This is a genomic window from Algoriphagus oliviformis (genome assembly GCF_017254915.1).
In the GTDB taxonomy this organism is placed as follows: Bacteria; Bacteroidota; Bacteroidia; order Cytophagales; family Cyclobacteriaceae; genus Algoriphagus; species Algoriphagus oliviformis.
Genome location: NZ_JAFKCT010000002.1, coordinates 365,234 through 379,569 on the forward strand (window position 1 = coordinate 365,234; position 14,336 = coordinate 379,569).

11 protein-coding genes are annotated in these 14,336 nt (G+C 49.1%); 1 reads left to right on the plus strand and 10 read right to left on the minus strand.

Annotation, left to right across the window (positions count from 1 at the left end):
• Positions 1–38 precede the first annotated feature (38 nt).
• From J0A68_RS07190 to mnmA, 3 genes are all read right to left on the minus strand, one after another.
• The gene (locus tag J0A68_RS07190; protein ID WP_206577506.1) at positions 39–1,499 is read right to left on the minus strand and encodes a M28 family peptidase; all 1,461 of its coding nucleotides are present in this window, start codon (positions 1,497–1,499) and stop codon (positions 39–41) included.
• Positions 1,500–1,556: 57 nt separating this feature from the next.
• Entirely contained in the window at positions 1,557–2,258 is a 702-nt protein-coding gene (locus J0A68_RS07195) for a pseudouridine synthase (protein ID WP_236021387.1), read from the minus strand.
• 288 nt (positions 2,259–2,546) lie between these two features.
• The gene (gene mnmA / locus J0A68_RS07200) at positions 2,547–3,758 is read right to left on the minus strand and encodes a tRNA 2-thiouridine(34) synthase MnmA (RefSeq protein WP_206577507.1); all 1,212 of its coding nucleotides are present in this window, start codon (positions 3,756–3,758) and stop codon (positions 2,547–2,549) included.
• Positions 3,759–3,929: 171 nt separating this feature from the next.
• Between mnmA and arfB the strand changes: the two genes are divergently transcribed.
• Positions 3,930–4,349, plus strand: a complete 420-nt coding sequence (arfB, locus tag J0A68_RS07205) for an alternative ribosome rescue aminoacyl-tRNA hydrolase ArfB (protein ID WP_206577508.1) — start codon at positions 3,930–3,932, stop codon at positions 4,347–4,349.
• On the opposite strand, the gene J0A68_RS07210 is transcribed toward arfB, so the two are convergent.
• The 7 genes from J0A68_RS07210 to J0A68_RS07240 all read right to left on the minus strand — a co-directional run bounded on the left by J0A68_RS07210 (position 4,346) and on the right by J0A68_RS07240 (position 14,288).
• A complete protein-coding gene (locus J0A68_RS07210) occupies positions 4,346–5,071 on the minus strand; it encodes a hypothetical protein (RefSeq protein WP_206577509.1) in 726 nt (241 codons plus the stop codon). The genes arfB and J0A68_RS07210 overlap by 4 nt on opposite strands.
• Before the next feature lie 199 nt (positions 5,072–5,270).
• The gene (locus tag J0A68_RS07215) at positions 5,271–5,960 is read right to left on the minus strand and encodes a PepSY domain-containing protein (RefSeq protein ID WP_206577510.1); all 690 of its coding nucleotides are present in this window, start codon (positions 5,958–5,960) and stop codon (positions 5,271–5,273) included.
• Between the two features lie 63 nt (positions 5,961–6,023).
• Positions 6,024–6,449: a CHY zinc finger protein gene (locus J0A68_RS07220; protein WP_206577511.1), complete on the minus strand. Its 426-nt coding sequence runs from the start codon at positions 6,447–6,449 to the stop codon at positions 6,024–6,026.
• Positions 6,450–6,503: 54 nt separating this feature from the next.
• A complete protein-coding gene (locus J0A68_RS07225) occupies positions 6,504–7,064 on the minus strand; it encodes a DUF3347 domain-containing protein (RefSeq protein ID WP_206577512.1) in 561 nt (186 codons plus the stop codon).
• A gap of 120 nt (positions 7,065–7,184) precedes the next feature.
• A complete protein-coding gene (locus tag J0A68_RS07230; RefSeq protein WP_317195095.1) occupies positions 7,185–8,963 on the minus strand; it encodes an efflux RND transporter periplasmic adaptor subunit in 1,779 nt (592 codons plus the stop codon).
• Positions 8,960–10,453 (minus strand): TolC family protein, encoded by a 1,494-nt coding sequence (locus J0A68_RS07235; protein WP_206577514.1) that lies wholly within the window; start codon positions 10,451–10,453, stop codon positions 8,960–8,962. The genes J0A68_RS07230 and J0A68_RS07235 overlap by 4 nt, the downstream gene beginning before the upstream one ends.
• 4 nt (positions 10,454–10,457) lie before the next feature.
• Entirely contained in the window at positions 10,458–14,288 is a 3,831-nt protein-coding gene (locus tag J0A68_RS07240; RefSeq protein ID WP_206577515.1) for an efflux RND transporter permease subunit, read from the minus strand.
• Between the last annotated feature and the right edge of the window lie 48 nt (positions 14,289–14,336).

The following is a 14,336-nucleotide window of genomic DNA, read 5'->3' on the forward strand; positions in this document are numbered from 1 at the left end:
TACTAAAATCTAGCTACTCACTACTCAGCTACCAGATTTTACTTTCCATACAGCGCCTTGCCTACTTCCTCGTATTTGTCTCCCGCCGCCCAAGTTGGCTTTTGGTCCCAGTTGGCGATTTTTTCGGCAGAGAGGATGTAGGATTTCCAATACAGCTTGGCGTATTCCAGGTCAAAGCTTTCGACCTCGTCGGCAGCCTTGTGGTAGTATTGCTGGATCTCGTCGTCAAAGGCGGTGAAGCCCAGCGTGAAGCTTGGTGCAGGAATGCCCTTTCTGGCAAAGTTCACGTTGTCAGAGCGGTCATACAGGCCTTGCTCGGGAGCGGGATCAGCCTTGGCAGTGAGGCCAAAATCCGCCACAGCCTCCTCGATCAGGAAGTCGGCGCTGGTGCGACCCAATCCGATCACCGTGATGATCGAGGTGTCGTTGTAGCCCGCGTTGTCGATGTTGAGGTTATAGACGATCTTGTCCAGAGGGATCAGGGGATTGTTTGCAAAATAACCACTGCCCAATAGGCCTTTTTCCTCCGCCGTCCAGAGCGCCAGCAGCACGGATCGTTTTGGAGGGTTTTCCGCAAAATACTTCGCCGCGTTGATCACCGCAACGGTGCCGACGGCATTGTCGCGCGCGCCATTGTAGATCGAGTCGCCCTCGGCATCGGGAGTGCCCACGCCCACGTGGTCGTAGTGTGCGGAGAGGAGGATGTATTCGTCTTTCAGCTTCGGATCGGTGCCTTCGATGTAGGCGACCACATTTTTGCCTTCCACTGGGGTGTTGACTTTTCCGGAGACATCGACCTTTGCGGTGGTCAGCTTGTCGCCGACCAGCTCATTTTTCACATCCTCTATCCAGATGTAGGGCAGGTCGCTTGCAGCACCCTGGTCTATGCTCATCTGGGTGCGGTTGAGAAAGCCCGAAATCATCTGCCAAGGCACAGACGGCACGTTGAAACGCTCGATCAGGGCGACTGCGCCGGCAGCCTCGGCTCTTTTCGACTTATCCCTACCTTCGGAAAAAAGCTGGTTGGGGTTCAGTTTGTTTGGGGCACCTACATTGGTGATCACTATTTTTCCCTTCAGATCTTTGCCCGCAAAATCCTCCTCCTGGCCAAATCCCAAATCAACCACTTCATAACTGCCTGCAAAGGACTTGCCGTCCAGCACGAGCAGGTTTTTCCCTTGGGAAAACTCCGAGCCACCGATGGAAATGGTGCCGGATTGGGGAGGGGAAGAGAGTCGGAAGGGGATGTTTTGGTAGTAGCCGTCCGCACCCTGTAGGGGCTTGGCACCGGCCTTTTTGAACTGCTCGGCGATGAAACCGTAAGCCAGCTTCATCTCGGGGCGAGCCGGATCACGGCCCATCAGTTCATCCGAAGCCAGGTAGGTGAATTCGGAGATGGCCTCCTTCTCGTCAAATTGCTTCTCGACTTCTTTCTTTTGGGAATATGCCAAGGTGCTGGAGAGCAGCACCAAGCCCATGGGCAAAACCAGTTTTTTCATAGGGTAATAGTTAGAAGTTGAAAATTAGCCGAAAATTCGGACTTCGGCTTCCCGTTGCTATAAATTGCCGCTTTCCCATCCCAATTCCCGCATAATTGTTCGGAAATGGGCAGGAGGAGGGCAGGAAAGCGAGATTTCCTCCCCGGTGATGGGATGGTGAAAGCTGAGCTTCCAGGCATGGAGAAGGAGGTTTTGGAGGGCAAACTGCCGCTCGAAAAAGATGTTCTGCTTGTTGTCCCCGTGCTTTTTGTCCCCGATGATGTAGTGGCGGATATGCGCCAAATGCCTCCGGATCTGGTGGGTTCGGCCCGTCAGCAGTTCCATCTCCAGCAGGCTATAGCGGCTGGTCGGATAGCGGCCGGTGGAATTGAAGGGGATTTCGGACTCCGCCAAAACCCGATACTTGGTCTGCGCTTCCTGTAGGCGTTTGGACCGCTCACTCTCCAAGGGCTGGTCGATCAAACCGGCTTTTTCCCCGGGGATGCCACGGGCGATCGTGAGGTAAAACTTGCGGACCTCCCGATCCATAAAGCGGGCTTTGAGCTGCGGGAGAATTTCCTCATTCTTGGCGAACAGCAGAATCCCGCTGGTAGCCCTATCCAATCTATGCACCGGCGAAACCCACGATCCGATCTGATCCCGAAGCTGGATCAGCGCATTCTCGTCTTCTCCATAGGCCTGTCGGGTTCGATGAACCAACAGCCCTGCGGGCTTGTCAATCAAAACAAGATTTTCGTCTTCAAAAAGGATGTCCAGCATAATTACCAGTCGCTAAGAAAGGAGGATAGTGGAAGTATTAGTTATTTCCCACAGATGTTCACAGATTTTACAGATCATGATAATCTGCAATCTTGCCAGTAAGCGAAGTTGCTTCTTCAATCTGGTCGGAAGACCGATGACCGAAGACCGAAGTAGGGCAAAGCCCCAATTTTAGGGTTCTTTTGGATTGTCGCAGCTGCCTACAGGTATAAAAGCGGATAATCATATTACAGATTATGCAATCCGTGAAAATCAGTGACCTTTTCTATGCTTATCTGTGGGAAAAACTCAAAATATCGTCCCGGAACCAATGCATTCCTCGCCTTGATACCAGGCCACAAACTGGCCGGAGGCGACACCTTTTTGCGAGTTTTCGAAGAGTACATACAGCCCGTTTTCCTTCATGACCAAAGTCGCTTTGGAAAGGGGCTGACGGTAGCGGATTCGGGCTTCGTAAACAGCAGATTCACCGGGTTTTAAAGTCAAATCCTCTCTGATCCAGTGGATTTGATCTTTTTTGACAAACAAACCCAATCGGTTCAAGCCGGGATGGTCTTCTCCTAAACCCGTGTAAATCACATTTTGCCGGGTATTGGTTTCGATGACAAAAAGGGGTTTACCTGTTCCGCCTACCTGAAGGCCTTTTCTTTGACCCACGGTAAAATAATGCGCCCCATTGTGTTCTCCCAATACTTTTCCCTGGTCCGGAGTATAATGAATCGGCAAGCAAAGTGCATCCAAAGTTTCCTGATCCCAGTCTTGGGGATCGATACCTGCTGGAATTTTTACCTGATCGTAAACCGGTAGGTTTTCCGGGATTTGGATGATCTGACCTTTTTTGGGTTTGAGTTGCTGCTGAAGAAATTCAGGAAGTCGTACTTTTCCTATAAAGCATAGGCCTTGGGAATCCTTTTTCTCCGCCGTGATCAGATCGGCTTCTTTGGCGATTTTCCGCACGTCTGGCTTTTGCAAATGGCCGATGGGAAACAGGGCCTTGGAAAGCTGCTCTTGGGAAAGCTGGCAAAGGAAATAGCTCTGATCCTTGTTGGGGTCGGCTCCTGCAATCAGCTGATAAACAGGCTGACCATCGACCAAAATCTCTCTTTTCTGGCAATAGTGACCCGTGGCCACAAAGTCTGCTTTGAGCTTTTGGGCAGCTTTTAGGAAGATGTCGAATTTGATTTCCCGGTTGCAAAGAATGTCCGGGTTGGGCGTCCGTCCGGCTTCGTATTCCGAAAACATGTAATCCACGATACGCTCCCGATATTCCTCGCTGAGGTCAATGGCTTGGAAGGGGATTCCCAGTTTTTCAGCTACCAGCATGGCGTCTGTGGAGTCTTCCATCCAAGGGCATTCGTTGGAAATGGTGACGGATTCATCGTGCCAGTTTTTCATAAACATGCCGATGACTTCATAGCCTTGATCCAAAAGTATTTTGGCGGCAACACTGCTGTCAACGCCTCCGGAGAGGCCGACAACTACTCGAGGTTTTGTCTTCATAGGTAGTGGTTAATGGATTCAAGGTCCATTAGGTTACGCTGGAGGAAACGCCCAATCGGGCGGAAATAGTTCGTCAAGGTATCTAAATCTGTGGCAAGGTTGCAAAGTGGTAAAGTTGTAAAGTTGTGGCCTAAACTTTGCAACTTTACCACCTTACAACTTTTGAACTTGATGAGTACCCTCGACCAACGAATCCTTTCCGGTGCTTTTTTGCCCGAACTCCAATTTCAGACTTCCCGCGCGGGAGGGCCTGGAGGGCAAAACGTCAACAAGGTGGAAACGAAGGTTCAGCTTCGGTTTGACGTCAACAATTCCTTGATTTTGAGTGAGGAAGAAAAGTTGACCTTGCTTCAAAAGGCGTCCAACAAGATTGATCAGTCGGGAGCTTTGATGCTTTCCTCCCAAGAAAAGCGCTCCCAAATCCAGAATAAGGAACTGGTAATCCGCAAGTTTTACGACTTGCTCAAATCTGCTTTTGCGAAGCGAAAGGTGAGAAAAGCGACCAAACCGTCCAAAGGGGCTGTCGAGAAGCGCTTGCAGTCAAAGAAGGCCCAATCGGAAAAGAAATCCTCCCGAAACTGGAAATACTAATCGCAAACAGGGGAGTTGTCTTCATCATTGGTACGGAAGTATCGCTCTCCATTCAAGTAGAGTTTTTGGTCGATGTATTCGAGTCGATAGCGTCTGGTTTCTCCGGAATGCTCTTCGAGCTGTAGGTGAATATAGGCATCCGTACCTAGGACTATACTCCATTTGCCGCTTCCTTGCTGATTTCCAGAGACGGCTCCGTTTAGGAGAATATTACTGTTGCTTCCGTAGGTGTAGAACCCCTGAGGGCACAGGTCAATCACTCGCTTAATATCGTAGCCACCCGAAATTCCACCACTATAGCTAGGAGAATTATAGGACTCCAGATAGGTCAGCCGCATACCCGAGAGGAATTTCAGCCATTCCTCTATCTCTGCGGTTCTGTCCACTTTTTTAAACTCAAAGGAAGAAGCGAGCTGCTGTCCGGTTTGCTGGAGCTCTTCGGAAAACAAGCCCGGTTCGCTCGCGGCGAGGATCGAGACTCCCAATCCACCAAAGGGATTGGCGATGCCGACAATGTAGCACTTTGCCGGACTACCCTCGAGCAAGCCTTGATAGTTGCCACCAATAGAGTTGGCGCTCAAGGTCTCCAGGTTCCCGGTGAGTTGGAGACTGGTTCCCTGTCCATCGTCCAGGGGCTTTACGGCGTCATCCTTTAGCTGATCTAGTGTACGCGCATGGGTGGATATAAAAACAAAGCCTGGCGAAGCGGGCTTTTGGAGCAAGATTCCTTGGTTTATTTCTTGTGGTTGCCAGCCTGGCGGAATCACGAACGAAATGCCCAACTGATCATAGCTGACCCGGTTGCTTTCCTGAGCGGTCAGGGTTTGAAACGCAAAAAGTGACAGGAAAAATAGAAGTGCACTTTTCATAATCTTATGAAATACAGCAAAATAAGTTAGAAAATATGGGGAAAAAGGAAGATTAAACTTTCCTTTTTTTCTTCGTGGTCATAAAGAACAGGGTAAATCCTGAGACAATCGTGGCCATTCCAAAGAGCGAAAATGCCCGAAGCAGGAGGTTGTTGAAATTGTCCCGACCGGCATAATCCATGGTATGGAACATCCACAGGAAGTCAAATACCCTCCAGCTACTATGTCTTACCCGCTCAAAGTTTCCGCTTTTCGCGTCGATATAGGCGGTAAGGTTTTCCGGGTGATCGTAGTGGATTGCCCAAGCGGGTAGGGGACGGCCGCGATATTCGTGATGGGAACCCGTTTCAGTCAAATACTCAGCTTCTTTGATGCCATAGTCCCCTTTGATGTAGATCTTGGCGATTTCCTTGGCCTGCTCGGCAGTGATTTCTCCCTGAAGTTCACCGGTTTGGGCATTGAAAAGCTTTTCTCCGTTCACCCAATAGTGGGGCTGATGCCGGACAAAGCGAAGCTCAAGGGTGGAGATTTCCAAAGTAGAGTCCAGTGATCCCGGGTCTGCCAGATTAGTCGCCGTCATGTGCATCATATGGTCTGCATGGAAGTGATCTCCGTGAATCTCATCGATATCTGTCCAGGAAAAATATAGGCCTGAAAGTGTCCAGAAGAAGAACTGGATTCCGATGAATACGCCCAGAAACCGGTGGATCTTCCGGGTGTAGTATTGGTTGTTTTTGCGCATGGGTGTAGATAGATGGTAGAGTAACCCTCCAAGGGTTCAAAACCCTTGGAAGGTTATCGTGTGCTAGTCGACCTCAAAGTAGAGGTGATAATGCTTGCTGCATCCGGGGTTGAATCCTGATTTGCAATGCGGGCAGGTATTGTTGGAAGCCATGTAATCTTGGATGCTCAGTTCGTTTCCACAGACCCCACAAAGGATAGCCTTCTGGTCAAATTCAGCCTTGGGCCAAACCTGGTGTTCATGGTCTGCTTCCTCCTCATGACAGGAAAAGCAGGGATAATACTTCTCGCAACATTTGAATTTGATAGCAATGATATCTAATTCAGAGTGCCAATGCACGCATCGGGTTTGGTTGTCCACCGGCTTGCCAAAGACATTGATTCCTCTGATTTGGGATACTTTCAAGGGTTCCAGGATTTTTTCCTGAGCCAGGCTTTTCTCCATGGAAAAAAACAAAAGACCCAGAAGGCAGATAAGTTTGAATTTCATATCCCAAAAATAAAGAAAGCGAACCGATTTGGGCGATTCGCTTCCTTGAGATGATCAATTCATCGCGATGACTTCCTCTACTCGACCGCAAGTCAACATGGAGCTTCCGAATAGGGGATTCTTGATTTCCTCTTTGGCACTCAGCCACATGCCACCTGATCCGTTTTTGTACATCGGGCAATACTGATGGTATAAGGTACGGTCAGTACCTGCCACTTTAAGCAAATCTTTCATAGTTACACTAAGCGCCTGGAAGCTTTCCCTTTGGGCTGCAATGTCACCGGAAGCCAATTTTTTCGCCTCCTCCAGCGCTTTTGCCTTGTGTTCCTCAGCTGCTTGTGCATCAAAGTTTTGAATTGCCGTAACAAGCGCATCGCTTTTTGATGCTGCCTCTGCCTGATTGTCTGCGACCAAGGCATCCTTTACCGCAAGGTAGGAATCAATCATCGCGGTGGTGGCCATATTCCTAGAAGTGGAAGTAGGAGTGGCCTCTGATTCATGGCCGGAGGAATGTTCCATGTCATGTCCTTCGTGGCTTTCTTCCTGTTCGGTCTTTCCTCCACAGGAGAAAAGTGCGACTGAAAGTGCAAGGGCGAATAAAAGGGACTTTTTCATACGTGTTATAATTTAGGTTTTGTTGAATGAAAATTTAAAATCAGTTGGTGAAGACACAAACGAGATGGGTAGTTCATAGACCCTCCAGGTTTTGGAAACCTGGAGGGTCTTCCTGTTGGATTAATGATTGTGTAGAGGAGCTGGAGCTGGGTTAGAACCTGCCAGGTTCAAAACAGGCTGGCCTTTGAGGTAGGTCTGTTTCACTTCTCCGCAAGTGAGCATGGAAGCACCAAAATAGGGATTGGTGATATCTTTTTTCTCCGAAAGCCAATACGCTCCCTGATCTCCAAAAGCCATTGGGCAATAGTCTTTGTACACGACGTCCTTGTTGATACCGAAAGTCTCGGTCATTTCCAGAATGTGAAAAGAAAGCATGGAAAAGTGCTTTCTGGCTTCCTCTAGGCTGGGAGAGGCGTTGATTTTTTGGCTCGCCTCCTTGAGGCCGTTCAGTTGATTCATCCATTGCACATGGGCCTGATCCTTGACCAGGGACATATTGACTTTGGAAAGCTCCTGGGAAAGGAGGCTAACACCCTTTTTGGTCCCTTCCAGATCGTCATTGACCAAGGCATTTTTTATCCCAAAATAAGCCTCTGCCACCTGGGTGATTTGGCTTTTGAATTCGGGAGAAACTTCCAAAGATTTGGTTTCCGGACGATTCATCATGCTAAATTGACCCGAAAGCTGCGCCGCTGCATCGATGGCAAAAGCGCCATGGGTGACGATTTCTTCTCCAGGCTGCAATCCGGACTCCACGAGGTAGTTGTCGCCCATTCGAGCTCCTAAACTCACTTCTCTCATTTCAAAGGAAGGTCTTTCTGCAGGGACTTTTACATAGACCACTGATCGCTTACCTGACCAAAGAATGGCTGTTCTGGGTACTGTCAAATCCGATCCAGGTTGCGCAGTTCTGGTTTTAACCTGAGCAGTGACAAACATCTCCGGTTTCAATTTCTGGCCGGAATTGGAAATCTCAGCCCGAACGGAAGCTGCTCTGGTGTTTGGGTCCAGAAGCGGATCGATAAAGGAAACCTTCGCTGTAAAAGTCTCTCCAGGAAGGCCAGCCACCGAAAAGCTGATGGGATCTCCCAGTTTGATAGATGCCAAATCAGACTCATAGGCATCCAATAATACCCAAAGCTTATTCAAGTTGACCACATTAAACAGAACCTGACCGGTGCTCACATAGTCGCCTAAGGCTACATTCCTTTGGGTTACGACTCCGCTTTGGTCAGCCAGAATGTCGATTTGTTCAGAGACTTTTCCGCTTTGTTCTATTGCCTGGATTTGTGCCTCTGTGAGCTTCCAAAGCCGGAGTTTTTCCTTTGCAGCCTGATAGAGTTCGGGAAAATCCGCCTTGCTTTTTCCCGCTTCGATCAGCTCACGCTGGGCAGAAAGCAATTCCGGTGAATATAGGGTGGCCAGTTTTTGACCCACCTGAACCCGCTCACCGGTAAAGGTGACATACAGTTTTTCAATTCTTCCTGGAAACTTGGCCGTCACAGAGGCATTTTCCCGCTCGTCGGCTTGGATTTTTCCCGTAAGGAAAAGTTCACCAGCAGCATTGGTTCCACCCACTCGGGTGGTGTGAATATTCGCCAAAGCTACCGCCTCAGGGGTCATTTCGTATACCAAAGGATTTCCTGAACCAGAACTCATCTGGTTAGTGGGAATCAAGTCCATCCCGCAAATAGGGCAGGAGCCCGGCTCTCCCAATCTGATTTGAGGATGCATAGAACAGGTCCAAACCGTATTGGCCCCCGCTTCTCCCACATGGTCATGCTCCGCCTCCGAAGGGGAAGCAGAAGGTTTTAAGATCCATCCAATCAAAGCTCCAAGAATCAGAGTGCTAAGGATAAGGACCGTTTTATTTTCAAATATTTTTTTCATCGGATTCATTGGTTAAATGGGAGGGAGGAGGAGGAAAGCATTTCCAACTTTGCCAGACTTTGATGCTGGAGATTGATCGCGTTGATCTCCTGCAGTTGATAGTTTAGCAGCTGTTGCTGCGCTCTTAGGATTTCCTCGAAATCCTCTCCGTTTGCCGAAAATGATGTGATCAACAGGTTTAGGTTCTGGTTGGTCAAGTCCCGTTGCTCTCCGTAGAGTTTGATTTTCCGCTCGGCATTTTCCCAATCCCGATAGGCGTTGGCCCATTCCATTGCCAGCAGGTTTTTGGCTTTGTCCTTTTCCAGCAAGGTCGCTTCCTGAAGCAGTTCGGCTTCTTTGACTCGGGAATTGATCTTTTTGCGATAGATCGGTAGGGATAGGCTGACCATCGGCATGACCATGTCCTTGCCGCCCATCATCATCCCGCTTTCCTCCCGGGCGGTGAAAGGCATGTAGTTCACGCCAGCCCCAAACATCGGTCTGCCGTCGATTTTCGCCATTCTGGCCTGTTGCTTGTATGCCGCCAACTCCGAGTCATACATGGCGAGCATGGGGTTGTTGCTCTGGATGCTGTCCAATACTTCCATTTTTCCAGCCTCCAACCGAATCGGCTGAAAGCTTGCCGGAAGAGCGATCTCCGACCTGATCTCCCGGTTGAGCAGTTGGTTGAATTTGATCTGAATCGGTTCCAAATCCGCCCGCTGCTGCTCAATCGTATTTTCCAGCTCCTTCATGGAAATGCGGATCTGGAGGATGTCGCTCATCGTGGAGCCAGATGAGGCCATGGCGGGAGATGCCATGGAGCTTGGCGCGCCGGAGCCCTGGGAAGCAGGGGAGCTGGTCGATTGTCCTCCCATGCTGGCCATTCCCGAGGAACCGGAGGAGGCGCTGTTTCCTGAGCCACTAGCCATCGCCTGAGCCGGGGCTCCGGTTGAGCTTCCCGTCGCAGCCTGGTATTTGATCAGGGCAAGGCGCTCGTATTTCTGAAGGAACTCCAGATTTTCCTTAGAAATCCGGATTTCCTCCTGAAGTCGAATCATCTCGTACCAAGTAGATTTAACCTGATACATCAACTGGGTTTTTTCCTCCAAAAAGAGTTGGTATTGCGCTTGAGCCATGTGTTTGGCTTCTTCTTTCTGCGTACCTATCATCCCAAACCAAGGGAACATCTGCATCAACCTGAGATCGGCCTGCTGATTTCCCATAAACCGCTCCATAGGTCGGAAAAAGATTCCGGCCTGGAGTTCAGGATCAGGAAGCCCGGGTTGGTTGGTCCTTTCCAAAGCAGCCTCGTAGCGCGCATAGGAGGCTTTCAGGCCGGGGTTGTTTTCGGCAGCCTGGATGAGGTAGTCGTCGAGGGTTTGGGCGTTTCCTTGACTGGTAAATAGTAAGAGATAAGAAGTAAGTAGTGAAACGATTATTCGAAATCCGAAGTCTGAAATCCGAAGTCTGAAATCCGAAATCCGAAATCCCAAATTGAATATGGTCCTAATTGTCATGACTTTATGCGTTTGATTCTTCAGCAAATGCCTTGGAATTGTTTTTCAATTTTCGCTCTGCCCACCAGCAATAAAGAGTTGGCACAATAAATACCGTGGTAGTTTCCAAGACCATTCCTCCCAAGGAAGGAATCGCCATTGGAATCATAATGTCAGATCCTCTTCCTGTAGAGGTCAATACCGGAACCAAAGCAAGCAATGTGGTCGCCGTCGTCATCATACAAGGTAAAACCCGTCTTTTTCCGGCTTCCAATACCGCTTCCCTGATTCCTTGGATGGTTCGGGGCTGGTTTTCCTTGAAGCTCTGGTCCAAGTAAGACGCTACAACTACCCCGTCATCTGTGGCAATTCCAAAGAGGGCAATGAAACCCACCCAAACTGCTACGCTGAGGTTGTACACTTTCATTTGGAAGAGGTCCCGAATATTGGTTCCAAAGAAACTGAAGTCCATAAACCAATCCTGCCCATACAACCAAAGCATAAGAAATGCACCGGAAAAGGCCATTCCAATTCCCGCGAAAACAAACAAGGAGGTGGATACTGATTTAAATTGGAAGTAAAGAATCAGAAAAATCAGGATCAAACAGAGCGGAACTACAATTCCCAGTCTTTTCTCCGCACGGACCTGATTTTCATAAGAACCCGAGAATACATAACGAACTCCATTCGGAACCTTCAGTTCTCCGGAATCAATTTTCTCTTTTAAATACTTTTGGGCTTGCTCGACGACAGTCACTTCCGCGAATCCTTCCATTTTGTCCAGCAGGACATAGCCTACCAAGAAGCTGTTTTCTCCGCGGATCATATCAGGTCCAGGTCGGTAATTGATGGCGGCTACTTGGCTTAATGGGATGTAATTTCCCAAAGGGGTCGGGATTTGAAGATTTTCAATTGCATAGGGATCATCGCGAAACTCCCGGGCATAACGGACGCGAATCGGGAATCGCTCACGTCCTTCGACCGTTGTGCTCAGTTTCATGCCCCCAATGGCAGTTTCGATGAAGTCCTGCACATCAACTACATTCATCCCGAATCGGGAAATCTGATCCCGGTTGATGTCCAGTTCCAAATAGGGCTTACCCACAATCCGGTCGGCAAATACGGCTTCTTTCTTCACGGAAGGTACCTCTTTGAGGTACTTTTCCAACTCTAAGCCAAAGCTTTCAATGGTTTGTAGATCAGGGCCATAAACCTTGATTCCCATAGGTGCCCGCATCCCGGTTTGAAGCATCACCAATCGGGTTTCGATGGGCTGAAGCTTAGGGGAGGAGGTCACCCCAGGGATTTGGATTACACCGACAATTTCTTCCCAGATATCATCCGGAGACAGGATGTGCTTTCTCCACTGCCGGAAATACTCTCCGTCTTCATCCGGAACCAAATCAGCCACTTGGATTTGATTGGGGGTCATAGTTTCCGGGTCGAAAAGGGAGCCGTTTTTCAATTCATATTTTCCGTCATTGATTTTAAAGCGAAGTCTGTTGCCATTGATGTCTGTGGCGTATTCGCTTTTGTAGTTGATCGTGTTTTCAAACATGTTCATCGGGGCCGGATCGATGGCAGTTTCTGCCCGACCGGCTTTTCCGACCACGATTTCTACTTCAGGAATCGCCGTGACCAGCATGTCCAGCTGTTGAAGTACTTCCTTGTTTTCCTGTACCCCGGCATGTGGCATGGTGGTGGGCATCAGGAGGAATGATCCCTCGTTGAGCGAAGGCATAAATTCCTTTCCCAAGCCCGGGAAAGAATGGCTCAATCCTGACCACAAGCCGGTAGTTCTGATATTGACCCCGATCATGTCAAAAGTTTTCGGGATAATCCCAAAAACCCGGTTGAAGCCCAACCAAACACTGGTTCCCAATAGGAAAATGAAAATCGGAAAGAGGATAAACTTCCCTTTGTTAGCCAGACACCAACCGAGGATTCTTGGGTAAATCCGGATAAATCCAGCAAATCCGCCCAAGACCAAAAACAGCAGTAACGCGATGAAGAAGAAGTTGACCCCCTTGCTGACTGATACACCCAAAGGCATCCATAGCCCCGTCAACAGCCAGGTGACAAATAGCAGGGTAATGGCAATGGTTGCCAGGTTTTTATGCGGTTCGACTTTCTCCGGATACTGATAAGAAAGTGCATGCAGCAAACCAAAAGCAAACAAAAACCAACCGGCCCAAGCCCATACAGTGAGGGCAATGACCGGTCCGAGGATCAACAAGGAAAGGTTGATCCATCGACCAATTTTTCCCTTGATCTCCTTCATGGAAAATGCCCAATGGGAAAAGGCCGGCATGATCAATAGGGTGAAAATCACCGCTGAAACCAAGGCAAAGGTCTTCGTATACGCTAAAGGACCAAAGAGCTTTCCTTCTGCCGCTTGAAGGGTAAATACCGGGAAAAAGCTGACAATGGTAGTACTTACCGCAGTCACGATTGCTCCGGAAACTTCTGCGGTCGCCTGATAAACAGTTTTGAGTTTGGATTGGCCCGAGGGAGCTGACTCCAGATGGCGGAGAATATTTTCGTTGAGGATAATCCCTAAATCCACCATGGTCCCGATGGCGATGGCAATACCTGATAGGGCTACGATATTGGCATCCACGCCAAAGTATTTCATAAAAATGAAACACATCAATACCGCTAAAGGCAAAAGTGCAGAAATCAGTAAGGACGCTCGAAGATTGTACACCATGACGATGATCACCAGGATGGTGACCAAAATCTGAAGATTGATGGCCTCGTAGAGGGTGCCCAAGGTTTCATAGATCAGACCAGTCCGATCGTAGAAGGGCACAATGGTGACTTTGGAAACGGTGCCATCGGCCAAAGTTTTGCTAGGAAATCCCTGGGAAAGTTTTTCGATTTCGGCTTTTACTCCATCAATTACTTTAAGAGGATTATCTCCATAGCGGGCGATAACCACTCCACCGACAGCTTCGGCTCCGCTTTTGTCCAAAATACCGGACATGTTCCGGGGTTGTGGACCGATATTCACCCGGGCTACATCCTGGATTCGGATCGGCACATTGTTGGTGACTTTGACTACGGCCTTGTCCAAGTCGGACAATTCCTCCACATAGCCCAGTCCTCGGATAAAATAATCCACCCGGTTGACTTCAATGGTATTGGCAGAAACGTCCAGATTGGACTTCCGGACAGCTTCCATCACATCCATCAGGGTTACGCCGTGAGCTTTTAGCGCCGCAGGATCTACATCCACCTGGTATTCTTTCACATATCCACCGACGGAAGCTACCTCAGCAACCCCTTCGACAGCCGTGAGGGAGTATCGAACATAATAGTCTTGGACAGTTCTAAGTTCGTGCAAATCCCATCCACCGGTAGGATTTCCGTTTTCATCCCGGCCTTCCAAGGTGTACCAATATACCTGACCTAAGGCGGTGGCGTCCGGACCCAGTTTGGGTTGGACTCCATCCGGTAGCAAACCGGCCGGCAGGGAATTGAGTTTCTCTAAAACCCGGGACCGACTCCAGTAAAACTCGATGTCTTCCTCGAAGATGATGTAGATGCTGGAAAATCCGAAAGCAGAGCTGGATCGCACGCTTTTTACCCCTGGTAATCCCAAAAGGGTAGTGGTCAGCGGATAGGTGATTTGGTCTTCTACGTCCTGAGGGGAGCGTCCCATCCATTCTGTAAAGACAATTTGTTGGTTTTCTCCAATATCAGGAATGGCATCTACCGGGACAGGGTCTCTGGGCAAGAAGTCCACATTCCAGTTGAAAGGAGCAGTGACGATTCCCCATCCGATAATCAGGAGCAGGAACAGGACTGTGACCAGTTTATTTTCTAGAAAGTATTTGATGATTCGATTGAGCATAAATCAAAGGTTTTGAATGCAAGAGGCTGTGCCAACCTGGATTGGCAA

What these genes read in the sequence shown, in the direction of transcription:
- J0A68_RS07190 (WP_206577506.1), bottom strand. Translation starts at nt 1,499, where the DNA reads ATGAAAAAACTGGTTTTGCCCATGGGCTTGGTGCTGCTCTCCAGCACC.
- J0A68_RS07195 (WP_236021387.1), bottom strand. Translation starts at nt 2,258, where the DNA reads ATGCTGGACATCCTTTTTGAAGACGAAAATCTTGTTTTGATTGACAAG.
- mnmA (WP_206577507.1), bottom strand. Translation starts at nt 3,758, where the DNA reads ATGAAGACAAAACCTCGAGTAGTTGTCGGCCTCTCCGGAGGCGTTGAC.
- arfB (WP_206577508.1), top strand. Translation starts at nt 3,930, where the DNA reads ATGAGTACCCTCGACCAACGAATCCTTTCCGGTGCTTTTTTGCCCGAA.
- J0A68_RS07215 (WP_206577510.1), bottom strand. Translation starts at nt 5,960, where the DNA reads ATGCGCAAAAACAACCAATACTACACCCGGAAGATCCACCGGTTTCTG.
- J0A68_RS07220 (WP_206577511.1), bottom strand. Translation starts at nt 6,449, where the DNA reads ATGAAATTCAAACTTATCTGCCTTCTGGGTCTTTTGTTTTTTTCCATG.
- J0A68_RS07225 (WP_206577512.1), bottom strand. Translation starts at nt 7,064, where the DNA reads ATGAAAAAGTCCCTTTTATTCGCCCTTGCACTTTCAGTCGCACTTTTC.
- J0A68_RS07230 (WP_317195095.1), bottom strand. Translation starts at nt 8,963, where the DNA reads ATGAATCCGATGAAAAAAATATTTGAAAATAAAACGGTCCTTATCCTT.
- J0A68_RS07235 (WP_206577514.1), bottom strand. Translation starts at nt 10,453, where the DNA reads ATGACAATTAGGACCATATTCAATTTGGGATTTCGGATTTCGGATTTC.
- J0A68_RS07240 (WP_206577515.1), bottom strand. Translation starts at nt 14,288, where the DNA reads ATGCTCAATCGAATCATCAAATACTTTCTAGAAAATAAACTGGTCACA.